The sequence below is a fragment of the Methylobacterium sp. J-118 genome (assembly GCF_057836565.1).
The window spans coordinates 5,577,691-5,602,559 of sequence record NZ_JBYQFA010000001.1 but is presented as its reverse complement, the minus strand read 5'-3'; the positions used below and the strand labels follow the sequence as shown (position 1 = coordinate 5,602,559).

Genomic DNA, 24,869 nt, shown 5'->3' with positions numbered 1-24,869 from the left:
CGCGCTCTGGAAGCGGCGGGCGTCGCATACGCCGTTGGCGACTGCCCCGTGGCCGGAGCAGTGGCGACCCTGCTGACGGCATCGTGGCCGTCAGCGTGAGCATCTTACAATGGTGCCGGAGAGCAGGCGTGTTCCTCTTTCCAAACGCTGTGCGCCATTGCCAAGCTGCGTGGTCCTGACCAATCCGTAGAAGTTCATGATCTTCATCATGTGACGCTCGTGACGCACATATAGTTACTACCGGGAACGGCCTGATCGCTGGACTGCACGCCCTGCAAATGCGTCAAACAAGAGCCAGACAGGGCCTAACCCTCTGGATTTACGAGAAGATCACGTACAATATTTTTGGACGCTGGCGCGAGGCCCTCAGTCGCCTTGTCTTCTTCCGAAGCGCTGGTTGTCGCTGCCCCTAGCCATTGAGGCGTGCTGATGCTGCAGAAAGCGCTGAAACTGCTTGCTGTGAACGGAAAACGCTCATTATATGAAAAAGCCCGGTTCGGAGGATCTCCGGACCGGGCTCACTGGAATCGTATGCGGAATGCCTGGCAGCTGACGCATACGATTTGCCCCCATATGCTCACGAAGGCGAAAATGACCTAGCAAAGCCGGACCTGAGTCGCAAGTTCGAGATCTGCCACTCGGCGACCTCGAAGCTAGTTATATGACTATGGCCCCAGCTGCTCGCGATAATAGCCGCGCTGAGCATGATCTGATGTGAGTTTAGATCATGCGGAAAGTTTACAATTCTGAAGATGCCTCTACGACTGTCGCAGATCGTCCCCCAGCAGACCCGCAAAGGCCTGCCGAGGCCCTACGCCCTGCGATCCTTCGTCCCTTCATTCCAGAAGAGGCCATGCGGGCAAGAGCGGCAGCGAAATATGCTGGCGTTCATCCAGCAACGATCGGGATGTGGTCAAAGCGGCATAACATCGGACGCGTGATATCTCGCGACTTATACGTAAGTAGGGTGGCGCTGCAGGCTCTTCTCGAAGATGAGCAGGACCTTTTGAAAGCTTATCTCTCAGGCGACCGCAAAAGCGCTCCGATCCAACATCTATACATGCGGCTCGGCATCCCTCTGCCGTTATCTCAGCTCGTCGCGGAGTAGGGGTAATGCCGAAATCTAATGGTTCGGGCTGGGCTGAAGAGTCCGGCGAGAGCAACCGCATGCCTGCTGAGCAGGTCAAGCCTCACCGCCCAGAAGAGCCGGCCGCGAGACCCGATTTCTTGCGCATCAACGCGGCCGCTTTGGTCAACGCCGAGGCGATCATCCGCAGAGTCATTCCCGGCGGCACGCTCCGCGGACGTGAGTACACGGCGCTCAACCCTAACCGGGCCGACAGCCACGCCGGCTCCTTCAGGGTGAACGTCAGGACCGGACGTTGGGCTGACTTCGCCACCGGCGAACGGGGTGGCGACCTGATTAGCCTCGTTGCATGGCGATATGGCGTGCGGCAGTTCGAGGCTGCGCGCGAACTCGCTCTCTTCCTCTCCGTCGACACGGAGACGAGCCGGTGATCAATGGCCTCCAGCAACTCACAAACGATCTAGGCGAACCACTCGGGTTACCGAAGGTCCGACGCGAAACAGCTTCAGATCACATCCATAGCGCATCAAGCGTCTGTCTGCTGCCGGTGCCTGACGACGCGCCGAAGCCGAATTTTTATCACCAAGATCATGGTGGGCATAGCAGGGCGTGGGAGTATCTTGACGCTGCGGGCAAGTTGATCGGCTTCACTATTCGCTACGATCCACTTAACCAACGGAAGCAGTTCGCACCAGTTACACTGTGGCGAGTCGATAATCGCCTCAAATGGCGTAAAGCGAAGTGGCCGGGGCCGCAGCCTCTCTACGGATTGAACAAGCTCGCCTCTCACCCAAACGCTTCGGTCATCGTATGCGAGGGCGAGAAGGCTGCTGACGCCGCGCAGAAGGTATTCCCGAACAGCGTGGTGGTCACCAGTCCAGGCGGGGCCAAGGCGGCCAAGTCAGCGGACTGGACCCCGCTAGCTGGCCGGCCGGTGATGATCTGGCCGGATAATGACGCCCCCGGTCTCGGCTACGCCCTCGACGTCAAGCGAGAGTTGGCCGCAGTCGGCGCTGGCATGATCACCATAGTAGACGCCGCACGGGTTGCTGCAGCGCTACCGTCCAGTGAGCACCGCGCACCGCCTGACGGCTGGGACGCTGCCGACGGTCTCGACATGGACGGCTGGCAGCCAAAGGCACTCGCCGCTGTCGTGCTTCAACATGTTGATCGCGCTGAGCCAGCACCGAGCTACGTCTCCTTCGGCCACTTCGTCATGAACAGTGATGGGCTGAAGGCGAAAATCACCAAGGGGCGGGGCGAGAGCGCCACTACCGAGGACATGTGGATTTCGGCGCCGTTCGAGGTCATCGGCCGTGCCCGAGATCCCTATGGTTTCGGCTGGGCTCGGTGGCTGCGCTGGCGCGATCCAGATGGCCGCCGCCACGAACATGCCGTGGCTGACTCGGCGCTGCACGGTGACACGGGCGCCCTGGCCGCCGACCTCGCAGCGCGCGGCTTGGTGATCTCCCGCGCCGGTCGCGGGGCGCTCTGCGACTACTTGAACCGAGTTGGTGTAGCCGCGCGTGTAACCATCGTGAACCGTACCGGCTGGCACGTGATCGGCGAGCAGCGGGTATTCGTTCTGCCAGATGCGGTGATCGGCCAGCCCGAGACCGAAACGGTGGTCCTGACTGGAGCGGCCGCAGCACCCTATTCACGAAAGGGAACGTTGCAGGATTGGCGCGACAGTGTCGGACGGCTGACCGCTGGGCACGGTCGCCTCATCCTGGCGGTTGCCACAGCCTTCGCCGGGCCGCTCGTTGATCTTGTCGGGGGCGAAGGTGGTGGGGTGAACCTCTACGGCCAGTCTAGCCGTGGGAAGACAACGGCGCTGAAGGCGGCGGCGAGCGTCTGGGGCCGTGGTGCCTCAGATCCCGGCTTTGTCCGATCTTGGCGAGCTACCGCTAACGCCCAGGAGGCCACCGCGGCGATCGTCACGGATACGCTGTTGTGCCTCGATGAAATCGGGGTGGCCGATGGTCGGGATGCAGCGGCGGCCGTCTACCAGTTGGCCTCCGGTGTCGGAAAGGGCCGCTCGGCTCGGGACGGTTCGATCCGAGCGCCGATGACGTGGAGGGTGCTCACGCTCTCGACCGGCGAGTTGCCGATGGCAGCCAAGATCGCGGAGGACAAGCAGCGCAAGGCCTACGCGGGTCAAGCTGTGCGTCTGCTCGATGTCCCTGCCGATGCCGGCCGCGGCCTCGGTCTGTTCGACCACGCCGGGCCAGAGGGGGATCCTGCCCGTCTCGCCGAAGCCCTGCAGAAGGCCGCCCTATTGGCCTACGGCGAGGCTGGGCCGGCCTTCGTCCGCGCCTTGATGGACATGGGGCAGGAGGAAGCCCGGGCTCTCGTCGTCGACATCGTGGACAGCTTCGTCACCGAGTACTCGCCGGCCGACGCTGACGGGCAGATCCGGCGAGCTGCCGCGCGGCTCGGCATGATCGCCGCGGCGGGCGAGCTGGCTCGCACCTTCAACATCGTGCCCTGGGGGGAGGGTGAGGCAGAGGCGGCGGCGACGCGGGCGCTGGCAGACTGGATCGGGTCGCGCGGCGGCATCGAACCAGCCGAGGTCCGTGAAGCTATTGCTCAGGTTAGGCGATTCTTTGAGGCACACGGCGAGAGCCGCTTCGAAATTGTGGACCACACCGACGCCCGCCCGGTTCCGAATCGCGTTGGCTGGCGCCGGGGTCATGGTGATGGACGGGTATGGCTGGTCCTGCCCGAAATGTGGAAATCGGAAGTTTGCTCTGGCCTCGACCCAGTAGCGACCGCGCGCATCCTAGCTGATCACGGGATGCTCAAGCGAGATAAGACGAAGCTCCAGCGGCCAGAGCGGACTCCTGCCGGACAGCTACGGGTTTACGTAATCACGGCAGCCGTGTTCGATGGAGGCTCCGATGCGTCCTGACCTACGCCTCCGACTGCGCGAAATCACGAAATCCCTCTCTACCCAAAAAACAGGTGTACCAAGTGTAACAGGTGTACCAAGCTCAACCGTACACCCGGTGATACACCCTGTTGACACACCTTCAGCATCGGAAAAAGATAAGCAATTTCAAAGTGTCACACCTGGTACACCTTGCTACACCCTCAAAAATGAAGGTGGCGATAAGCGGTACACCTCGCAGGGTGTGATGACAGGTGTAGCAGACGGTGCAGCGGCAACGGGCAACGAGTCAGTGGACTGGTTCGCGCACTACAAGGGGCGCTTCATTATCCTTGAAAACGGGGGCGGTTTCGATCGTGCCGCGGCCGATCAGCTAGCGCCAGACGGAATGCTCGCGGCGCTCGGGCTGGCGCCCGGCACCCTCCACTAGCGGTGGGTGGCCCGGATGAGGCAGCACACCTGCGCGGGGAGAGGGGCGTGAGCCGACCACCGCACATCCCAGAAATCGGAGATGTCCCAGTGGCGAAGGTCGCTTCGCGCATGGGCTTCGTTGGCGTGCGCGAATTCGAGTTGGCGCTGCCCGAGCTGCGCCGACGTGGCTTCCCGACCGCGGACCCGACCTCCGGCCACTACTGCATTGAGGCGATCGATCGTTGGCGCCGTAGGCGACATCCTGATCTCTTCCCCGAATTGACAGTCTCCGGCGAAGCGCGGGACGCTTCAGTGGCCAGGCAGCGACTCGCGGAGAAGCGAACCGGTGGGCACCGTGAAAATTCCCTACCTCGTCGTCCGTGAACGGCACGGCAAACGCTTGGCCTACTGGTGTCCGACGCCGACGATGAAGGTTGCTGGCTTCGCGCTGATCGCACTAGGTTCCGACGGCCCCGATGCGTGGCGCGAGGCCAAGACTTGGAACGAGCGCTGGCAGGCGCACCGCAAGGGCGTGAAGGCGGCCGAGCAGCCGAAATGGCCGCGCGGATCGCTTGGGGAGGCCTACGAGCGGTACCGCGCCACGGAAGGCTGGAACCGCAAACAGGCGCGCACGCGGGAAGACTGGGGGCGTGGCTGGCGCTACATCGCCCCTATCTTCGGCGACGTCGCTCCGCACACGGTCGACTATGATCTAATCGACGCCTGGTACGCCGACCTGATCGAGACGGCAGGCGTCCGGGAAGCGCACCGGGCCATGAAAATCTGGCGGGCGTTGTGGGTCGTGGCGGCCGCCATGAGTGGGGGCCGGCCGTTCTACTGCGCCCGTGGGGCCGACCCGTCGCTGGGCGTGCGCCGCGTAACGCCAACGGCCCGCAAGGCGGTCTGGCAGGAGCACGAGCTGCGGCGGATCATCCACTACGCCTGGCGTGAGGGCTACCGCGGCTTGGCCTGTCTCGTGTCCATCATGTGGGATACGGCCTTCTCGCCGGTCGATGCCCGATCCCTCACGGCCGGCCAGCTCGTGCGCATCGGCCGATTCGGCGCCTTCGAGATCGGCCGGGCTAAGACGGGGCAGGCGGTGATCGGCACATTGTCAAGGCGATCTGCCACTTTGATCCGCGCCTACCTCGACGGGCTCGGCCTGCGGCCGCTTCCGTCTACGCCGCTGTTTCGGACGCGCGAGGGGGCGCCATACCGGAAGAACTCACTGGCTGAGGATTTCCGGAACCTGCGGAGGTTGGTCGACCCAAAGGAGACGCGGCAGATGCTCGACATCCGACGCTCCGTAGCGATCGAAGCCAGGGCAGGGGGTGCGTCACGGGAGCACTTGGGTGCGAAGCTCGCCAACTCCATCGCCGCCAACGCCGAGCTGGAGCGGACGTACCAGCCGGTCGATATCGACGCCGTCCAAGCGGTTGATCGCGCGCGACTGAACGCCCGGCGACGAGCACGACAGAACAGATCGAGGGCGAAAAGTTGAACGGCCCGGCAAACGCGAGTTGAACGGCGCCTGCGATTTTGGAGCTAAGTGACTGATATGAATGGCGCGGGCGACGGGGCTCGAACCCGCGACCTCCGGCGTGACAGGCCGGCACTCTAACCAACTGAGCTACGCCCGCACGGCGTGGTCGCCTCAAGGGGGCGTTTCGCCCGGCGACGGGGCGGGGTTTATGGGCCGCTTCGGGCGCTGTCAAGCGCATCCAGGTCGGATTCGTCGCGGGGCCGCCCCGGGGGCCTGCGCGCTTCCGTCGTGTTGCAGCCGCGCCCGGCGCCCCCATCTCCCGACGTGAGGGACGGCGTGGTTTGTGCGACGCGACAAGCCATTGTCACGGCTCGGCAGGTCGACTAAGCCTCCGGCCGCGCGCATCCTGGCATAAGAACAATTCCACGGGCGAATCCGGGTCGGCGTCGCACCGCGGTTTTCTACGTCTCGCGAGGCCCTGGCATGACCGGATTGTTGGCGGATTACCTGCCGCTCATCGTGTTCATCGGCGTGGCACTGTTCATCGCCACGGCGCTACTGGTCGTGCCGTTCCTCGTCGCCTTCAAGAGCCCCGATCCCGAGAAGCTCTCGGCCTACGAATGCGGTTTCAACGCCTTCGACGATGCCCGCATGAAGTTCGACGTGCGCTTCTACCTCGTGGCGATCCTGTTCATCATCTTCGATCTTGAGGTCGCTTTCCTGTTCCCCTGGGCCATCACCTTCGGTGATCTGGGCTGGTTCGGCTTCTGGTCGATGATCGTCTTCCTGGGCGTGCTGACCGTCGGTTTCGTCTACGAGTGGCGCAAGGGCGCCCTTGAGTGGGATTGAGTCCCGTCAGCCCCCGCCCGCACCGGATTCCGAGTCGCCGATGGCCCTGATCACCGACACGACCCAAAGCCTGTCCCGCGCGCCCGCGGTCGCGCCCCAGCCGAAGGGGATCATCGATCCCAACACCGGCCGGCCGATCGGTGCGGACGATCCGACCTTCCTGTCGATCAGCGACGAGCTCGCTGACCGCGGCTTCCTGCTCACCACCACGGATGAGCTGATCAACTGGGCCCGCACCGGCTCGCTGATGTGGATGACCTTCGGACTCGCCTGCTGCGCGGTCGAGATGATGCAGATGTCGATGCCGCGCTACGATTGCGAGCGCTTCGGCTTCGCGCCCCGGGGCTCGCCCCGCCAGTCCGACGTGATGATCGTCGCCGGGACGCTCACCAACAAGATGGCCCCGGCGCTGCGCAAGGTCTACGACCAGATGCCGGAGCCGCGCTACGTCATCTCGATGGGCTCCTGCGCCAACGGCGGCGGCTACTACCACTACTCCTACTCGGTGGTGCGCGGCTGCGACCGGGTGGTGCCGGTGGACATCTACGTGCCCGGCTGCCCGCCCACCGCCGAGGCGCTGCTCTACGGCGTGCTGCTTCTCCAGAAGAAGATCCGCCGCACCGGCACGATCGAGCGCTGAGGGGCGGCCATGACGAACGGCATCTCGATCCTGTCGCACACCCAGCCCGCGAGCGGTGAGGCGGCCCTCACGACGATGGCCGAGCGCGTCGTCGGCGCCCTCGGCCCGGCGGTGGTGTCGCATGCCATCGCGTTCGGCGAGCTGACGCTGGTGGTCCAGGCCTCCGACATCGTCTACGCGCTGACCTACCTGCGGGACGATCCGGCCTGCGCGTTCCGCAGCTTCATCGATATCTGCGGCGCGGATTACCCGCAGCGCGTGAAGCGCTTCGACGTGGTCTACCATCTGCTGTCGTTGCGCCACAACGCGCGCATCCGGCTGAAGGTGCAGACCGACGAGGTGACCCCCGTCCCCTCGGCGATCGAGGTGTTCCCGGCCGCCAACTGGTACGAGCGCGAGACCTACGACCTCTACGGCATCCTGTTCTCGGGCCATCCGGACCTGCGCCGCCTGCTCACCGATTACGGCTTCGAGGGGCATCCCCTGCGCAAGGATTTTCCGCTGACGGGCTTCGTCGAGGTCCGCTACGACCAGGACCAGGCGCGGGTCGTCTACGAGCCCGTCCAGCTCACCCAAGAATTCCGCAACTTCGACTTCCTGTCTCCGTGGGAGGGCACCGACTACGTGCTCCCCGGCGACGAGAAAAAGACTTCGGCCTGAACCGCGGAGACTGTCAGTGACAGAGCACAACATCCGCAACTTCGCGATCAATTTCGGCCCGCAGCACCCGGCGGCGCACGGGGTGCTGCGCCTCGTGCTGGAACTCGACGGCGAGGTGGTCGAGCGGGTCGATCCGCATATCGGGCTGCTGCACCGCGGCACCGAGAAGCTGATCGAGCACAAGACCTACCTGCAGGCGACGCCCTATTTCGACCGGCTCGACTACGTGTCGCCGATGAACCAGGAGCACGCCTTCTGCCTGGCGATCGAGAAGCTGGCCGGGATCGAGGTGCCGCGGCGCGCCCAGCTGATCCGGGTGCTGTTCTGCGAGATCGGCCGGCTGCTGTCGCACCTGCTCAACGTCACCACGCAGGCGATGGATGTCGGCGCCCTCACGCCCCCGCTCTGGGGCTTCGAGGAGCGCGAGAAGCTAATGATCTTCTACGAGCGTGCCTCCGGCGCCCGGCTCCACGCCAATTATTTCCGGCCCGGCGGCGTCCACCAGGACCTGCCGCCGAAGCTGGTCGACGACATCGAGGCGTTCTGCGACCCGTTCCTGCAGGTCGTCCAGGATCTCGACGACCTCGTGATGGCCAACCGCATCTTCAAGCAGCGCAACGTCGACATCGGCATCGTGTCGGTGGACGAGTGCATGGAGTGGGGCTTCTCCGGCGTGATGCTGCGCGGTTCGGGCATCCCGTGGGACCTGCGCAAGGCGCAGCCCTACGAGTGCTACGAGGAGATGGACTTCGACATCCCGGTGGGCCGGAACGGCGATACCTACGATCGGCAGGTGATCCGCATGGAGGAGATGCGGGAATCGGCCAAGATCATGAAGCAGTGCTGCGCCAAGCTGCGCGAACCGGCCGGGCAGGGCCCGATCGCGGCGCTCGACGGCAAGTTCGCGCCGCCGCCGCGCCGAGAGATGAAGCGCTCGATGGAGGCGCTCATCCACCACTTCAAGCTGTACACCGAAGGCTTCCACGTGCCGGAGGGCGAGGTCTACGCCGCCGTGGAGGCGCCCAAGGGCGAGTTCGGCGTGTATCTGGTGTCGGACGGGACCAACAAGCCGTATCGCTGCAAGATCCGCGCGCCGGGCTTCGCGCATCTGCAGGCGATGGACTGGATGTGCCGTGGGCACCTTCTCGCCGACGTCTCGTGCGTGCTCGGCACGCTCGACATCGTGTTCGGCGAAGTGGATCGGTAAGTTAGAGCGATGGCCAACCGCAGACTCGCCCCCGCCTCCGAGCAGCCCCAAAACTTCGCGTTCTCGCCCGAGAACGCCGAGTGGGCGAAGACCCAGATCGCCAAGTACCCGGAGGGCCGGCAGGCCTCCGCGGTGATCTCGCTCCTGTGGAAGGCGCAGGAGCAGAACGGCGGCTGGCTGCCGCGGGCGGCCATCGAGGCGGTGGCGGCCGAACTCGGCATGCCGAACATCCGCGTGCTGGAGGTCGCGACCTTCTACACGATGTTCGCCCTGGAGCCGGTCGGGCGGTACTGGATCCAGGTCTGCGGCACGGTGCCGTGCGATTCCTGCGGCGCGCGGGGCCTCAAGGAGATGCTCCAGGCGCGGCTCGGACCGCCGGGCCACGTTTCGGCCGACGGCCATTTCTCCTGGCTCGAGGTCGAGTGCCTCGGCGCCTGCTGCAACGCCCCGATGGTGCAGATCAACCAGGATTATTACGAGGACCTGACCCCCGAATCGCTCGGGACGCTGATGGACGATCTGGCGGCCGGTCGGCCGGTCAAGGTCGGCTCACAGACCGGGCGCGTCTCCTCCGAGCCCCTGGGCGGCGCGAATACGCTCACGGACCCGACCCTGTTCGACGGATCGCGGATCGGCGCCTGGCGCAAGCGCTTCGAGGAGGCCGGCAAGGCCGAGGAGCCGGCCGGGGGGACCGGCGAGGCGGCCGCAGCTACGCAGCAGGCCGCCGAGAACCCGAAGCCAGCCCGGCCCGATGCCGGCCGTCCGGTCGAGCGCACGGTGTCCGACGCGCCGGCCCAGCGCGCGGCCGCGGGGGAGACGCCGGTCAAGCCCGAGGACCGCGCCGACGCCGCCGAGCGCGGCCGCTCCACCGCCAAGCACGGCGCCGCCCGCCCGGGCGACGCGGACGTGCTTGACTCGCCGGCCAAGCGCGTCGCCGAAGGAGAGCCGGCCGCGGGCGAGCAGGGCCATGAGGCCATGCCGGACCGTGACGTGGTCCCACAACAGCCCGAGGCGTCCGGCGCCAGCGAGGGCGAGGTCGCCGCGGAGGCCGAGGAGGCTCGCGTCGCCGGGGCGCTTGCGGCGCTGCCGAAGGATGCGAGCCCCGAACAGAAGGCCGACGCGGTCGGCCAGCGCCCGCCGGGCCTGGATGCGGCCCGCGCCGGACAACCCGACGACCTCACCCGGATCAGGGGGATCGGCCCGGGCAACAGCCAGCGCCTGAACGGGCTCGGCATCTACCATGTCGACCAGATCGCCGCCTGGTCCCGCGACGAAATCACTTGGGTCGGCACCTACCTCGCGTTCCCGGGTCGCATCGACCGCGAGGATTGGGTGGGGCAGGCCAAGGCACTGTCGGGCACCGGAGCGTGACCGCCATGGCCGAGGTGTCGAACGACCTAATCTACGAAGTACTGAAGGCAATGCAGATGCGCCTGGGCACTGTGGATGAGGGGCTACGGGACGTGCGTGGTGAGCTGAAAGGCATGCGCATCAGTCTGCAGGCGCAGCAGGTCCAGATGAACGCCGTTCAGGCCGATGTAGGCAACCTTTACGAGGCCTTCGGCGCCCTCGACTCACGGCTCGCCCGCATCGAACGCCGCCTCGACATCACCGACGCTCCGGTCAGCTGAAGGATTTCAGGACATGCTGTCGGATCAGGATCGCATCTTCACCAACCTCTACGGCCTGCAGTCGCCGGGCCTGGAAGCCGCCAAGCAGCGCGGCGCCTGGGACGGGACCAAGTTCCTCCTGGAGCAGGGCCGCGACTGGATCATCGAGGAGATGAAGGCGTCGGGCCTGCGCGGCCGCGGCGGCGCCGGCTTCCCCACCGGCCTCAAGTGGTCGTTCATGCCCAAGAAGTCCGACGGGCGCCCGCACTACCTCGTGGTCAACGCCGACGAGTCAGAGCCGGGGACCTGCAAGGACCGGGAGATCATGCGGCACGATCCGCATCTCCTGATCGAGGGCTGCATGCTGGCCTGCTTCGCCATGGCGGCGCATGCCTGCTACATCTACATCCGCGGCGAGTACGTCGCCGAGAAGCACGCCCTCCAGAAGGCGGTGGACGAGGCCTATGCGGCCCGCCTCGTCGGCCAGTCGAACGTGCACGATTACCCGTTCGACATCTACGTCCACCACGGCGCCGGCGCCTATATCTGCGGTGAAGAGACGGCGCTGATCGAGAGCCTCGAGGGCAAGAAGGGGATGCCGCGGCTCAAGCCGCCGTTCCCGGCCAATATGGGCCTCTACGGCTGCCCCACGACGGTCAACAACGTCGAGTCGATCGCGGTGGCCGGCACGATCCTGCGCCGGGGCGGCGCGTGGTTCGCCGGGCTCGGCGGCAAGAACAACACCGGCACCAAGCTCTTCTGCGTCTCCGGCCACGTCAACACGCCGTGCAACGTCGAGGCGGAGCTGGGCATCACCTTCCGCGAGCTGGTGGATCGGCATTGCGGCGGCATGCGCGGCGGCTGGGACAACCTGCTGTGCTCGATCCCGGGCGGCTCGTCGGTGCCGCTGGTGCCGGCCGACCAGATCATCGACGCCAAGATGGATTTCGACACGCTGCGCGGCCTTGGCTCCGGCCTCGGCACGGCGGCGGTGATCGTGCTCGACAAGTCCACCGACATCGTCGCGGCGATCACCCGGATCTCGTACTTCTACAAGCACGAGTCGTGCGGCCAGTGCACGCCCTGCCGGGAGGGCACCGGCTGGATGTGGCGGGTGATGCAGCGCATGACCGAGGGCCGCGCGCAGAAGCGCGAGATCGACATGCTGTTCGAGGTCACCAAGCAGATCGAGGGACACACGATCTGCGCGCTGGGCGACGCGGCGGCCTGGCCGATCCAGGGCCTGATCAAGCACTTCCGCCCCGAGATCGAGAAGCGGATCGATCGCTACACGGCCAACCCGCATTCCGACCCGATCCCGATGGCCGCGGAGTGAGGCCGTGACGAGCCAGCCTGACAACCTGATGCTCGTGGACCTGCGGCGGATCGACAGGGTCGAGCTTCGCATCGAGCGGACCGAGCGGCGCCTCGATCTCGCCGACGCCCCGCACTGAGATGGCACCGATGACAAAAATCCGCGTCGACGGCACCGAGGTCGAGGTTCCGGCCGAATACACCCTGCTCCAGGCCTGCGAGGCCGCCGGAGCCGAGATCCCGCGCTTCTGCTTCCACGAGCGGCTGTCGATCGCCGGCAATTGCCGGATGTGCCTCGTCGAGCTGAAGGGCGCGCCCAAGCCGGTGGCGAGCTGCGCCTACGCGGTGAAGGATTGCCGCCCCGGCCCGAACGGCGAGCCGCCGGAGGTCCTCACCCGCTCCGGCCTGACCAAGAAGGCCCGGGAAGGGGTGATGGAGTTCCTCCTGATCAATCACCCGCTCGACTGCCCGATCTGCGACCAGGGCGGCCATTGCGACCTCCAGGATCAGGCCATGGCCTACGGGGTCGATTCGACCCGCTACCAGGAGAACAAGCGCGCGGTCGAGGAGAAGCATATCGGCCCGCTGGTGCGGACCGCGATGAACCGCTGCATTCACTGCACCCGCTGCGTGCGCTTCCTCGCCGAGGTGGCGGGCGTGCCCGACCTCGGCGCCATCGGCCGCGGCGAGGACATGGAGATCACGAGCTACCTCGAGCAGTCGATGGCCTCGGAGCTCCAGGGCAACGTCGCCGACCTCTGCCCCGTGGGGGCCCTGGTGCATCGGCCGCAGAGCTACAACGTGCGGTCCTGGGAGCTGAACAAGACCGAATCGGTCGACGTGATGGATGCGGTCGGCTCGTCGATCCGCATCGACACCCGCGGCCGCGAGGTGATGCAGATCGAGCCGCGGGTCAGCGAGGAGATCAACGAGGAGTGGATCTCCGACAAGACCCGCTATCACATCGATGGGCTGCGGATGCAGCGCCTGGACCGGCCCTACCTGCGCGAGAACGGCCGCCTGCGCCCGGCCTCCTGGGGTGAGGCGTTCCAGGCCATCGCCGCCAAGGTGAAGGGGACGGATCCGAAGCGCATCGGTGCCGTGGTCGGCGACCTCGCCGGGGTCGAGGAGATGTTTGCGCTGCGCGAACTGATGCGCGCTCTGGGCACGCCCAACCTCGATTGCCGCCAGACCGAGACCGGGCTCGACCCGGCGCTCGGCCGCGCCTCCTATATCTTCAACCCGACCATCGCGGGGATCGAGGGCGCGGACGCGATCCTGATCGTCGGTGCCAACCCGCGCACCGAGGCCTCGCTGCTCAACGTGCGCATCCGCAAGCGCTGGCGCATGGCACCGCTGGCGGTGGGGGTCATCGGCGAGCCGGTCGATCTGACCTATCCGAGCCACTACATCGGCGCCGGCCCGGACTCCCTTGCGGCGCTCGCCCGCGGCGAGCACAGCTTCCTGGAGGTGCTCAAGGAGGCCAAGGCGCCGCTCGTCATCGTCGGCGCCAACGCCGAGCCCGGCATCCTGGCCGCGGCCGCATCGCTGGCCAAGGCGGTCGGCGCGGTCTCGGAGGGGTGGAACGGCTTCGGCGTGCTGCACACGGCGGCCGCCCGGGTCGGGGCCCTGGACCTCGGCTTCGTGCCGGGGGAGGGCGGCCTGGCCGTCTCGGGGATGCTGGAGCCGGGCGCCCTCGACGTGCTGTTCAACCTCGGGGCCGACGAGCGCGCCGTGCCGCCGGGCGCCTTCATGATCTATCAGGGCACCCACGGCGACCGGGGCGCCTCCCGGGCCGACGTGATCCTGCCGGGCGCCGCCTACAGCGAGAAGTCGGCGACCTGGGTGAACACGGAGGGCCGGGTCCAGCTGGGCAACCGCGCCGCCTTCCCGCCGGGCGATGCCCGCGAGGATTGGGCGATCCTGCGCGCCCTCTCGGACGTGCTGGGTCAGCGCCTGCCCTTCGATTCGCTGACCGCGCTCCGCCGGGCGCTCTACGCCGCCCACCCGCATCTCGCGGCGGTCGGCGCAGTCGAGCCCGGCAATGTCGCGGAGGCCCTGGACCGGCTCGCCGGCCTCGGCGGCACCGCGACCGGTCCGGCCTTCGCTTCGCCGGTCACCGACTTCTACCTCACCAACCCGATCGCCCGCGCCTCGCGGATCCTCGCAGAGTGCTCGCGGCTGGCCCGGGAGCGCGCCGCCGAGGCGCGCCCCCTGGCGGCGGCCGAGTAGGAGCCAAGACCGATGACGTCGCTCGAAATCCTCGGGACCGTGCTCCTGATCGTGCTGAAGAGCTTCGTGCTCCTCGCCGCGCTCCTCGTCTTCATCGCCTACGCGCTGCTCGCCGACCGGAAGATCTGGGCGGCGGTTCAGCTCCGGCGCGGCCCCAACGTGGTCGGCCCCTTCGGCCTGTTCCAGTCCTTCGCCGACCTGCTCAAGTTCGTGCTGAAGGAGCCGGTCATCCCGGCGGGCGCCAACAAGGCGATCTACCTGCTGGCGCCGCTGGTCTTCGCGATGCTGGCCCTGTCGAGCTGGGCGGTGATCCCGCTCGCCGACGGCTGGGCGATCGCCGACATCAACGTCGGCATCACCTACATCTTCGCGATCTCCAGCCTGGGCGTCTACGGCGTCATCATGGGCGGCTGGGCCTCGAACTCGAAATACGCCTTCCTGGGCGCGCTGCGCTCGGCGGCCCAGATGATCTCCTACGAGGTCTCGCTCGGCTTCGTGATCATCTGCGTGCTGCTCTGCGCAGGCTCCCTGAACCTCTCGCGCATCGTGATGGCGCAGGACACGAGCCTCGGCCTGTTCGGCTGGTACTGGCTGTGGCTGTTCCCGATGTTCGTGGTGTTCTTCATCTCGGCGCTCGCCGAGACCAACCGCCCGCCCTTCGATCTGCCCGAGGCCGAGTCGGAGTTGGTGGCCGGCTACATGGTCGAATACTCGTCGACGCCCTATCTGCTGTTCATGCTCGGCGAGTACGTCGCCATCATGAGCATGTGCGCGCTCGGCACCGTGCTGTTCCTGGGCGGCTGGCTGTCGCCGATCCCGTTCGCGCCGTTCACCTGGGTGCCGGGCGTGATCTGGTTCATCCTGAAGGCCAGCTTCCTGTTCTTCCTGTTCGCGATGGTGAAATCCATCGTGCCGCGCTACCGCTACGATCAGCTCATGCGCCTCGGCTGGAAGGTCTTCCTGCCGATTTCGCTGGTCTCGGTCGTCGTCGTCGCCTTCGTGCTCAAGCTGACCGGCCTCGCGCCGGGCGCCTGAGCCCACCCGCCGAATCGGAGATCCGGGCCATGAAGCTCGATCAGGTCGCAAAGAGCCTGCTGCTGAAGGAATTCGTGTCGGGGATGATCCTCGGCATGCGCTACTTCTTCAAGCCGAAGGCCACGATCAACTACCCCTTCGAGATGGGGCACCGCGGTCCGCGCTTCCGGGGCGAGCATGCCCTGCGCCGCTATCCGAACGGCGAGGAACGGTGCATCGCCTGCAAGCTCTGCGAGGCGATCTGCCCGGCCCAGGCCATCACCATCGAGGCCGGTCCGCGCCGCAACGACGGCACCCGCCGGACGACTCGGTACGACATCGACATGGTGAAGTGCATCTACTGCGGCATGTGCCAGGAGGCCTGCCCGGTGGACGCCATCGTGGAGGGGCCGAACTTCGAATTCTCGGTGGAGACCCGGGAGGAGCTTCTCTACGACAAGCAGAAGCTCCTGCTGAACGGCGACCGCTGGGAGCGCGAGATCGCCCGCAACATCGCGATGGACGCACCGTATCGCTAACGCATCATCTCGAAAGGCAGGCCCCGGCTTTCGGAAAAGATGATGTCGAATCAGGGATCTAGGGCATCGCGGCGGTTCCGCTTTCCGGAGCGATGCTCTAGAGCCATGCCGGGGGCGCTGTTGTGCCCCCGCCGACCGGGTTCTATAGACGGGCCGCCCGCTGCGGCCCGTTTCCACGCACGGCAGAAGGGGCCGCTCCGGCGGCCGATCCCGACCAGCGCATGACCGCAGCAGCCGCCTTCTTCTACCTGTTCGCGAGCGTCACGGTCGCGTCGGGCTTCATGGTGATCGCCTCGCGCAATCCCGTCGCCTCGGTGCTGTTCCTGATTCTCGCCTTCGTGAACGCCGCCGGGCTGTTCGTCCTGATGGGCGCCGAGTTCCTCGCGATGATCCTGGTGGTCGTCTACGTGGGCGCGGTGGCGGTTCTGTTCCTGTTCGTGGTGATGATGCTCGACGTCGACTTCGCCGAGCTGCGCCAGGGCTTTCAGCAATACCTGCCGGTGGGCGCCCTGATCGGCGCGATCTTCCTGGTCGAGCTGCTGCTGGTGGTGGGCTCCTGGACCATCGATCCGGGCCTCGTCCAGGCGCCGCTCGGCAACGTCGCTTCGGCCGAGAACCTGACCAACGCCCAGGCGCTCGGCCGGGTGCTCTACACCGACTACGCCTATTTCTTCCAGCTCGCCGGCCTGATCCTGCTGGTTGCCATGATCGGCGCCATCGTGCTGACCCTGCGCGACCGGCCGGGCGTCAAGCGCCAGGACATCGCTGTCCAGAACGCCCGCACCCAGGCGATGGCGGTTGAGACCCGCAAGGTGCCCTCGCGCCAGGGCGTCGAGGTCTGATGAAAGCCGGGAGCTTCGAACGATGATCGGCCTGAGCCACTATCTCACCGTCGCGGCGATCCTGTTCACGCTCGGCGTGCTCGGCATCTTCATCAACCGCAAGAACATCATCGTCATCCTGATGTCGGTCGAGCTGATCCTGCTCTCGGTCAACATCAACCTCGTCGCCTTCTCGACGCAGCTGAACGACATCACCGGACAGGTCTTCGCCCTGTTCGTCCTGACGGTCGCGGCCGCCGAATCGGCGATCGGCCTCGCCATCCTGGTGGTGTTCTTCCGCAACCGCGGCTCCATCGCGGTCGAGGACGTGAGCATGATGAAGGGCTAGGGCCTCCCTCCCCGCGCGCCCCGATTCACATCCGGACGCCGCCGCCCAGCGGCCGGCCCGGAGGACGGACTGCAAGAGAGCGATGTATCACGCGATCGTCTTCTTCCCGCTGATCGGCTTCCTGATCGCTGGCCTGTTCGGCCGGTACATCGGGGCCCGGGCCTGCGAGTACATCACCACGGCGTTCCTGGCCTTCACGGCCCTGCTCGCCTGGGTCGTGTTCCTGGAGGGTGGCCATGCCGAGCGGGTGCAGGTCGCCGCTTGGTTCTCGGCCGGCGACCTCCAGGTCGACTGGGCCTTCAAGGTCGACACCCTGACCCGGGTCATGCTGGTGGTGGTGACCACCGTCTCGACCCTCGTGCACCTCTACTCCGTGGGCTACATGGAGGAGGATCCGCACCGGCCGCGGTTCTTCGCCTACCTGTCGCTGTTCACCTTCGCGATGCTGATGCTGGTGACGGCCGACAACCTCGTGCAGATGTTCTTCGGCTGGGAGGGCGTGGGCCTCGCCTCCTACCTGCTGATCGGCTTCTGGTACGAGAAGCCCTCGGCCAACGCCGCCGCTATGAAGGCGTTCATCGTCAACCGGGTCGGCGATTTCGGCTTCTCGCTCGGCATCTTCCTGGTCTTCGTGCTGACCGGCTCCGTGGCGTTCGACGCGATCTTCGGCAAGGTCGATGCGATCAAGACCCTGAGCTTCCACTTCATCGGCTACGACTGGAACGCCCTGACGCTGGCCTGCCTGCTCCTGTTCATGGGCGCCATGGGCAAGTCGGCGCAGTTCCTGCTGCACACGTGGCTGCCGGACGCTATGGAGGGCCCGACCCCGGTCTCGGCGCTGATCCATGCCGCCACCATGGTGACCGCGGGCGTATTCATGGTGGCGCGTCTGTCGCCGCTGTTCGAGGAGGCGCCGAACGCGCTCGTCGTCGTCACGGTGATCGGCGGCATCACGTCCTTCTTCGCGGCCACGATCGGCCTCGTGCAGAACGACATCAAGCGGGTGATCGCCTACTCGACCTGCTCGCAGCTCGGCTACATGTTCGTGGCGCTCGGCGTCGGCGCCTATTCGGCGGGCGTGTTCCACCTGTTCACCCACGCCTTCTTCAAGGCTTTGCTGTTCCTGGGCGCCGGCTCGGTCATCCACGCGATGCACCACGAGCAGGACATGCGGAACATGGGCGGCCTGCGCCGCTACATCCCCTACACCAGCGCCATGATGGCGATCGGGTCGCTGGCGCTGATCGGCTTCCCCTACACGGCCGGCTACTACTCGAAGGACGCGATCATCGAGGCGGCCTATGCCTCGACCCGGCCCGGGCACACGCTCGCCTTCCTGTGCGTGGTGGTGGCGGCGTTCTTCACCTCGTTCTACTCCTGGCGGCTGTTCTTCATGACCTTCGAGGGTCCGGCCCGCTGGGGTGTGCACGCCGCGCACGACCACCCAGACGCCCCCGCGGTGGCGCACTCGACCATGGCGCACGAGGCCGACGGGCCCCCCGGCCACACCGAGGGCGCGGCACACGACGACAAGGGCCACGATATCGAGCCGGCCCACAAGAGCGACGTGGTCGCCGACGACCATCACGGGCACGGCGATCATACGCCCCATGAGAGCCCGCTGGTGATGACGATCCCGCTGGCGATCCTCGCCTTCGGTGCGCTGTTCGCCGGGATCATCTTCCACGACCGGTTCATCGGCTCCGGCATGGACGCGTTCTGGGGCCACGCCCTGGCGCACGGCCCGAACAACCACATCATGCACGAGATCCACGAGGTCCCGGCGCTGGTCTCCTACTCACCGCTGATCATGCTGATCCTCGGCTTCGTCCTGGCGTTCTGGATGTATATCCGCCGGCCGGAACTGCCGGGCGCGCTCGCCGCGCAGCAGCCGTCGCTGTACCGGTTCCTGCTCAACAAATGGTACTTCGACGAGATCTACGATCGGATCTTCGTCCGCCCGGCCAAGGATTTCGGCCTGTTCCTGTGGAAGCAGGGCGACGGCCGGATCATCGACGGGCTGGGCCCGAACGGCATCGCGGCCCGTGTCGTGGACGTGACCCGCGGGGTGGTCCGCCTCCAGACCGGATACCTCTACCACTACGCCTTCGTCATGCTCATCGGCGTCGCCGGCCTGATCAGCTGGTATCTGATGGCCGGGCTGCCCAAGGGTGCACACTGACATGCTCGGCCTCGGCATCCTCTCCGGCCTGCTGATCGTGCCGCTCTGCGGCGCGGCCTTCATCCTGACGCTGAACGGCGACGAGGCTTCCGTCGCGCGCAACAGCCGCTGGGCCGCGCTCGCCACCACGATCGTCACCTTCGTGCTCTCGCTGGTGGCCTGGGGCCGCTACGACGCCGCCTCGGCGAGCTTCCAGCTGGTCGAGAGCCATCCGTGGCTCGCCGAGACGATCCGGTTCAAGCTCGGCGTCGACGGCTTCTCGATCCCGCTCGTCCTGCTGACCACCTTCCTGATGCCGTTCTGCATCGGCGCCTCGTGGCACTCGATCCACTTCCGGGTGAAGGAGTATTTCGTCGCCTTCCTCGTCCTCGAGACGACGATGATCGGCGTGTTCGAGTCGCTCGACCTGCTGCTGTTCTACCTGTTCTTCGAGGCCGGCCTGATCCCGATGTTCCTGATCATCGGCATCTGGGGCGGGCAGCGCCGGGTCTATGCCAGCTTCAAGTTCTTCCTCTACACCCTGCTCGGCTCGGTGCTGATGCTGCTCGCCGTGATGGCGATGTACTGGCAGGCCGGGACCACCGACATCCCGACCCTGCTGCAGTACCGCTTCCCGGTGCAGGTGCAGACCTGGCTGTGGCTCGCCTTCTTCGCCTCCTTCGCGGTGAAGATGCCGATGTGGCCGGTCCATACCTGGCTGCCCGACGCCCACGTGGAGGCGCCGACCGCCGGCTCGGTGATCCTGGCCGGCATCCTCCTGAAGATGGGCGGCTACGGCTTCATCCGGATCTCGCTGCCGATGCTGCCGGTGGCGAGCCACGACTTCGCGCCCCTGGTCTTCGCCCTCTCGGTGATCGCGATCATCTTCACGTCGCTCACCGCGATGATGCAGACCGACATCAAGAAGCTGATCGCCTACTCGTCGGTGGCCCATATGGGCTTCGTGACGCTGGGCCTGTTCACCCTGAACGAGCAGGGCATCCAGGGCGCGCTGTTCCTGATGATCTCGCACGGCATCGTCTCGGGGGCGCTATTCCTCTGCGTCGGCGTCGTCTACGACCGGATGCACACCCGCGAGATCTCGGCCTATGGCGGCCTCGTCAAGCGGATGCCGCTCTACGCGGTGGCCATGATGGTGTTCACGATGGCCAATGTCGGCCTGCCCGGCACCTCCGGCTTCGTCGGCGAGTTCCTGTCGATGCTCGGCGCCTTCAAGGCGAACCCGAACGTCGCCTTCTTCTCGACCTTCGGCATCATCCTGTCGGCGGCCTACGCCCTGTGGCTCTACGCCCGGGTGATCTACGGCAAGCTGGAGAAGCCGAACCTCCAGGGCATCCTGGATCTGGATCTGCGCGAAAAGATCATCCTGGCGCCGCTGGTCGCGCTGACGATCTATTACGGCGTGCATCCGGCCCCGGTGCTCGACGTGTTCGCGCCCTCGACCGACGCGCTGATGGCCAGCATGAAGGCCGCCCTCTCGAACACCCAGACGGCCGCGGCCGCGCTGCCGATCCCGCGCTGAGGCGGACACCATGCCCACCGTCCACTCCGTCCTGCCCTCGCTGGCACCGCTCCTGCCCGAGCTGATCCTCGGCATCGGCGTCCTGGTCCTGATCCTCTACGGCGCCTGGCGCGGCGAGCGCTCGGCCGAGACCGTGAGCGTCGGCGCCCTGGTGCTGCTCCTCGTCGCCCTCTCGGTGGTGATCTCCCAGCCGGTGCATGGCCGGATCACGACCCTGTCGGGCGCCTTCGTGTCGGATTCCTTCTCCAAGGTGATGAAGTCGCTGGTACTGCTCGGCTCGGCCTCGACGATCCTGCTGGCGCACGACTTCTTCAAGCGCGAGCGCATCGACCGGTTCGAATTCCCGGTGCTGATCGTGCTGTGCACCATCGGCATGATGGTGATGGTCTCGGCCAACGACCTGATCGCGCTCTACCTGGGCCTTGAGCTGCAATCGCTCGCCGCCTACGTGATCGCCGCCTTCCACCGGGACGACGCCAAGTCCACCGAGGCCGGCCTGAAGTACTTCGTGCTCGGCGCGCTCTCCTCCGGGATGCTGCTCTACGGCGCCTCCCTGGTCTACGGCTTCACCGGCACCGTTTCCTTCCCCGGCATCGTCTCGGCGCTGAACGAGAATGCCGGTCTCGGCATCGTGCTGGGGATCGTGTTCCTGGCCGCCGGCGTCTGCTTCAAGATGTCGGCGGTTCCGTTCCACATGTGGACCCCCGACGTCTACGAGGGCTCGCCGACCCCGGTGACCGCCTTCTTCGCCACCGCGCCCAAGATGGCGGCGGTGTCGATGACGGTCCGGGTGTTCATCGGTGCCATGCCGGACGTGACGGCGATCTGGCAGCAGATCTTCATCTTCGTCTCGGTGGTGTCGATGGCGCTCGGCTCCTTCGCGGCCATCGGCCAGAGCTCGATCAAGCGCCTGATGGCCTACTCGTCGATCGCCAATATCGGCTACGCCCTGATCGGACTGGCCTGCGGCTCGGAGGAGGGGATCAGCGGGCTCGTCACTTACATGATCATCTACCTCGCGATGACGCTCGGCACCTTCGCGATCATCCTGTCGCTCCGGCGTCGGGACGTGATGTTCGAGTCGATCGAGGATCTGTCCGGCCTGTCGCGCACCCATCCGTGGCTGGCCTTCTGCCTCGCCGCAATGATGTTCTCGCTCGCCGGCATCCCGCCCCTGGCCGGGTTCTTCGCGAAGTTCTACGTGTTCGCCGCCGCCATCAAGGCGGGGCTCGTCACCTTGGCGGTGATCGGCGTGGTCACCAGCGTGGTCGGCGCCTACTACTACCTGCGCATCGTGCGGATCATGTATTTCGACGAGCCGAAGGAGCCCTACGAGGCGATGGCCCCGGGCCTGCGCGTGGTCCTGGCGCTGTCGAGCGTCGTTGTGGTGCTGTTCTTCCTGCTCCCGGGACCGCTGGTCGGCGCCGCTAGCCGCGCCGCCCGGTCGCTGTTCTAGGATCGCCTTGCGCTATCGACTCGGGCCCGAGGCCCGCGCCCAGGGCCACCGCCTGCACGTCCACGACACCCTCGGCTCCACCAACACGGAGGCGATGGCTCAGGCGCGGGCCGGTGAGACCGGACCGCTCTGGGTGGTGACCCATCGCCAGGAGGCGGGCCGCGGCCGGCGGGGCAATGCCTGGGCGTCCCTGCCGGGCAATCTCGCGGCGAGCGTGCTCTGGCCGGTGGCCGGTGTGGCGCCGGACCACCTCGCCGAGCTCGGATTCGTGGCCGGCCTCGCCTTGATCGAGGCGCTGGAGGCGGCCTGCGGCACCCTGCCGGATACCGGATCGGAGCCCGACACCCGATCTTTCCAACTCAAATGGCCGAACGACGTGCTACGCGGTCGGGCCAAGCTCGCCGGCTTGCTGCTGGAAGCCGAGACCCTGCCGGGGGGCCGGCGCGCCGCAGTGATCGGCTTCGGCGTCAACGTCGCGGCAGCGCCCGAGGGACTTGGCGCGACGAGCTTGGCCGCGATGGGTTACGCGGGCGGCGCCGAAGCGCTACTGGAACATCTCTCGGACCGGATGGCCGCGCAGGCGCGCACCTGGGACCGGGGACGGAATTTCGCTGCCTTGCGCGCCGACTGGCTCGCGCGGGCCGCCGGTCTCGGATCGGAGATCGCGGTGCACAGCGGCGGGCGCATCCTGCGGGGCGTGTTCGAGACGATCGACGAGGGGGGGCGGCTCGTGATCCTCGCCCCCGATGGGAACCGGCATACCGTGACGGCGGGCGAGGTGCATTTCGGATCGGCCGCGACGGCGGCCTGAGTTTGGACGACGACAGATGGTGATGGGACAGGAGGAGCTGGTCTTCCTGCCGCTCGGCGGCGTGGGCGAGATCGGGATGAATGCGGCCCTCTACGGGCTCGGTCCGGAGAAGGGCCGGAAGTGGATCATGGTCGATTGCGGCATGGGCTTTGCCGGCGAGGAGAACATGCCGGGCATCGACCTGATGTTCCCTGACCTCTCCTTCATCGAGGAGCGGCGCAAGGACCTGCTCGGGATCTTCATCACCCACGCGCACGAGGACCATATCGGCGCGATCTCGGAACTGTGGTCGCGGCTCAAGGTGCCGGTCTACGCGACGCGCTTCGCCAAGAACCTGCTGGAGACCCGCCGCCTCTCCGAACCCGGTGCGCCGAAGGTCGACCTGCGGGAGGTCAAGCCCGGCCGGCGCATCACCATCGGGCCGTTCGAGCTTGAATACGTCCCGGTCTCGCACTCGATCCCGGAATCGAATGCCATCGCGATCCGCACCGCCGCGGGCCTCGTGGTCCATACCGGCGACTGGAAGATCGACCCGACCCCGGTGGCCGGCGAGGTCACCTCGCCCGAGGCGTTCACGGCCCTCGGCGACGAGGGAATCCTGGCGCTGGTCTGCGATTCCACCAACGTCGTGCGCGAGGGCTTCTCACCGAGCGAGCGCGAGGTGGCCCAGACCCTCAAGACGCTGGTCGCGGACGCCCCCCACCGGGTGGCGGTGACCACCTTCGCGTCGAACGTCGCCCGCATCCGCGCGGTCGCCGAGGCCGCGGTGGCCTGCGGCCGCGAGATCGTCGCGGTCGGCCGGGCCATGGACCGGGTGATCGACGTCGCCCGCGAGTGCGGCTACCTCGACGGGCTGCCCGAGTTCCGCCGGGCGGATTCCTGGAAGAGCCTGCCCCGCGAACGGGTCGTGGCCCTGCTCACCGGCTCGCAGGGCGAGCCGCGGGCGGCGCTCGCCCGCGTGTCCCGGCGCGACCATCCGGATATCGGCCTGACCGCCGGCGACCGGGTGATTTTTTCCTCACGGGCGATTCCGGGTAACGAGCGCGATGTCGGGTCGATCATCAACGACCTGATCGAGCAGGGCGTCGAGGTGATCACCGACCGCACCGAGCTCGTCCACGTCTCCGGCCACCCGCGCCGGGACGAGATGGTCGAGATGTACAAGTGGACCCGCCCCGGCACCGCGATCCCGGTCCACGGCGAGGCGCTCCACCTCGACGAGCATGCCCGCTTCGCCCGGGCGCAGGGCGTCCAGAACGTGGTCAAGGCCCGCAACGGCAGCCTGATCCGCCTGAGCCCCGGCACGCCCGCGGTGATCGACCACGTGAAGGCCGGCCGCCTGTTCAAGGACGGCGACGTCCTGATCGACGAGAAGGACCGGGCGATCCCGGAGCGGCGCAAGCTCATGCAGGCCGGGCTCGTCTCGGTGGCCATCGCCATCGACGAGGACGGGGTGGTGCTCGGCGAGCCGGCGGTGGACATCATCGGCCTGCCCAACCGCGGCCGGTCCGGCGACCCGCTGATCGAGACCGTGGTCGACGCGGTCACTCGGACCCTGTCGGGGATGTCCCGGGGCAAGCTCAAGGACTCGGAGGGCGTCGAGAAGGGCGTCGACCGGGCGGTGCGCACCGCCGTCAACGAGGTCTGGGGCAAGAAGCCGGCCTGCCACGTGCAGGTCGTGGAGGTTTGAGACTGGCTGCCGATTTCAGGGCGCTCTAGTGTCCAGGAGGTACCGGCTCATCCGACGCTGGCCGGATGCAACGCGCGTCCCCTTTCCCGCCCGGGAGGGGGG

The 24,869-nt window shown here is 66.8% G+C and carries 21 protein-coding genes and 1 tRNA gene; 21 read left to right on the top strand and 1 reads right to left on the bottom strand.

Features of this window, described 5'->3' with window-relative positions; genetic code table 11:
- The first annotated feature begins 1,113 nt into the window (after positions 1 to 1,113).
- The 4 genes from AC3IF3_RS27240 to AC3IF3_RS27225 all read left to right on the top strand — a co-directional run bounded on the left by AC3IF3_RS27240 (position 1,114) and on the right by AC3IF3_RS27225 (position 5,889).
- Positions 1,114 to 1,518, top strand: a complete 405-nt coding sequence (locus tag AC3IF3_RS27240) for a hypothetical protein (protein ID WP_489230996.1) — start codon at positions 1,114 to 1,116, stop codon at positions 1,516 to 1,518.
- Complete coding sequence (locus tag AC3IF3_RS27235; protein ID WP_489230995.1) at positions 1,515 to 3,998, top strand: DUF927 domain-containing protein; 2,484 nt, start codon at positions 1,515 to 1,517, stop codon at positions 3,996 to 3,998. The genes AC3IF3_RS27240 and AC3IF3_RS27235 overlap by 4 nt, the downstream gene beginning before the upstream one ends.
- Complete coding sequence (locus tag AC3IF3_RS27230) at positions 3,988 to 4,407, top strand: hypothetical protein (RefSeq protein WP_489230994.1); 420 nt, start codon at positions 3,988 to 3,990, stop codon at positions 4,405 to 4,407. The genes AC3IF3_RS27235 and AC3IF3_RS27230 overlap by 11 nt, the downstream gene beginning before the upstream one ends.
- Before the next feature lie 327 nt (positions 4,408 to 4,734).
- Positions 4,735 to 5,889: a hypothetical protein gene (locus AC3IF3_RS27225; RefSeq protein WP_489230993.1), complete on the top strand. Its 1,155-nt coding sequence runs from the start codon at positions 4,735 to 4,737 to the stop codon at positions 5,887 to 5,889.
- Positions 5,890 to 5,951: 62 nt separating this feature from the next.
- Here AC3IF3_RS27225 and AC3IF3_RS27220 read toward each other — a convergent pair.
- Positions 5,952 to 6,028: transfer RNA gene (locus tag AC3IF3_RS27220), tRNA-Asp, on the bottom strand.
- Positions 6,029 to 6,354: 326 nt separating this feature from the next.
- Between AC3IF3_RS27220 and AC3IF3_RS27215 the strand changes: the two genes are divergently transcribed.
- The 17 genes from AC3IF3_RS27215 (at position 6,355) to AC3IF3_RS27135 (ending at position 24,767) form a co-directional block, all read left to right on the top strand.
- On the top strand, positions 6,355 to 6,720 hold the full coding sequence (locus AC3IF3_RS27215; RefSeq protein ID WP_007560754.1) for an NADH-quinone oxidoreductase subunit A: 366 nt from the start codon (positions 6,355 to 6,357) through the stop codon (positions 6,718 to 6,720).
- A 40-nt stretch (positions 6,721 to 6,760) separates the two neighbouring features.
- Complete coding sequence (locus tag AC3IF3_RS27210) at positions 6,761 to 7,360, top strand: NuoB/complex I 20 kDa subunit family protein (RefSeq protein WP_489219113.1); 600 nt, start codon at positions 6,761 to 6,763, stop codon at positions 7,358 to 7,360.
- A gap of 9 nt (positions 7,361 to 7,369) precedes the next feature.
- Positions 7,370 to 8,020 carry an NADH-quinone oxidoreductase subunit C gene (locus tag AC3IF3_RS27205; RefSeq protein WP_489230992.1) on the top strand — a complete coding sequence of 217 codons (651 nt, stop codon included), beginning with the start codon at positions 7,370 to 7,372 and terminating at the stop codon, positions 8,018 to 8,020.
- A 16-nt stretch (positions 8,021 to 8,036) separates the two neighbouring features.
- Positions 8,037 to 9,227, top strand: a complete 1,191-nt coding sequence (locus tag AC3IF3_RS27200) for an NADH-quinone oxidoreductase subunit D (RefSeq protein ID WP_243965101.1) — start codon at positions 8,037 to 8,039, stop codon at positions 9,225 to 9,227.
- A 9-nt stretch (positions 9,228 to 9,236) separates the two neighbouring features.
- Entirely contained in the window at positions 9,237 to 10,598 is a 1,362-nt protein-coding gene (gene nuoE / locus AC3IF3_RS27195; RefSeq protein WP_489230991.1) for an NADH-quinone oxidoreductase subunit NuoE, read from the top strand.
- A gap of 5 nt (positions 10,599 to 10,603) precedes the next feature.
- Positions 10,604 to 10,858 carry a hypothetical protein gene (locus AC3IF3_RS27190; protein ID WP_489219108.1) on the top strand — a complete coding sequence of 85 codons (255 nt, stop codon included), beginning with the start codon at positions 10,604 to 10,606 and terminating at the stop codon, positions 10,856 to 10,858.
- Between the two features lie 13 nt (positions 10,859 to 10,871).
- The gene (gene nuoF / locus AC3IF3_RS27185) at positions 10,872 to 12,173 is read left to right on the top strand and encodes an NADH-quinone oxidoreductase subunit NuoF (RefSeq protein ID WP_489230990.1); all 1,302 of its coding nucleotides are present in this window, start codon (positions 10,872 to 10,874) and stop codon (positions 12,171 to 12,173) included.
- A gap of 128 nt (positions 12,174 to 12,301) precedes the next feature.
- Entirely contained in the window at positions 12,302 to 14,383 is a 2,082-nt protein-coding gene (gene nuoG, locus AC3IF3_RS27180; protein ID WP_489230989.1) for an NADH-quinone oxidoreductase subunit NuoG, read from the top strand.
- 12 nt (positions 14,384 to 14,395) lie between these two features.
- Positions 14,396 to 15,418, top strand: coding sequence for an NADH-quinone oxidoreductase subunit NuoH (nuoH, locus tag AC3IF3_RS27175; protein ID WP_244019119.1), 1,023 nt, complete (start codon positions 14,396 to 14,398; stop codon positions 15,416 to 15,418).
- A gap of 29 nt (positions 15,419 to 15,447) precedes the next feature.
- The gene (gene nuoI / locus AC3IF3_RS27170; RefSeq protein WP_007560744.1) at positions 15,448 to 15,936 is read left to right on the top strand and encodes an NADH-quinone oxidoreductase subunit NuoI; all 489 of its coding nucleotides are present in this window, start codon (positions 15,448 to 15,450) and stop codon (positions 15,934 to 15,936) included.
- Between the two features lie 221 nt (positions 15,937 to 16,157).
- Positions 16,158 to 16,778: an NADH-quinone oxidoreductase subunit J gene (locus AC3IF3_RS27165; protein WP_243965090.1), complete on the top strand. Its 621-nt coding sequence runs from the start codon at positions 16,158 to 16,160 to the stop codon at positions 16,776 to 16,778.
- Between the two features lie 22 nt (positions 16,779 to 16,800).
- A complete protein-coding gene (nuoK, locus tag AC3IF3_RS27160; protein ID WP_010686008.1) occupies positions 16,801 to 17,106 on the top strand; it encodes an NADH-quinone oxidoreductase subunit NuoK in 306 nt (101 codons plus the stop codon).
- An 82-nt stretch (positions 17,107 to 17,188) separates the two neighbouring features.
- The gene (nuoL, locus tag AC3IF3_RS27155; RefSeq protein ID WP_489230988.1) at positions 17,189 to 19,288 is read left to right on the top strand and encodes an NADH-quinone oxidoreductase subunit L; all 2,100 of its coding nucleotides are present in this window, start codon (positions 17,189 to 17,191) and stop codon (positions 19,286 to 19,288) included.
- A 1-nt stretch (position 19,289) separates the two neighbouring features.
- A complete protein-coding gene (locus tag AC3IF3_RS27150) occupies positions 19,290 to 20,810 on the top strand; it encodes an NADH-quinone oxidoreductase subunit M (RefSeq protein WP_243967718.1) in 1,521 nt (506 codons plus the stop codon).
- Between the two features lie 10 nt (positions 20,811 to 20,820).
- Positions 20,821 to 22,266, top strand: a complete 1,446-nt coding sequence (gene nuoN, locus AC3IF3_RS27145) for an NADH-quinone oxidoreductase subunit NuoN (protein ID WP_489230987.1) — start codon at positions 20,821 to 20,823, stop codon at positions 22,264 to 22,266.
- A 7-nt stretch (positions 22,267 to 22,273) separates the two neighbouring features.
- Positions 22,274 to 23,077, top strand: coding sequence for a biotin--[acetyl-CoA-carboxylase] ligase (locus AC3IF3_RS27140; RefSeq protein WP_489230986.1), 804 nt, complete (start codon positions 22,274 to 22,276; stop codon positions 23,075 to 23,077).
- Between the two features lie 16 nt (positions 23,078 to 23,093).
- Complete coding sequence (locus AC3IF3_RS27135; RefSeq protein ID WP_489230985.1) at positions 23,094 to 24,767, top strand: ribonuclease J; 1,674 nt, start codon at positions 23,094 to 23,096, stop codon at positions 24,765 to 24,767.
- The last annotated feature ends 102 nt before the right edge of the window (positions 24,768 to 24,869 follow it).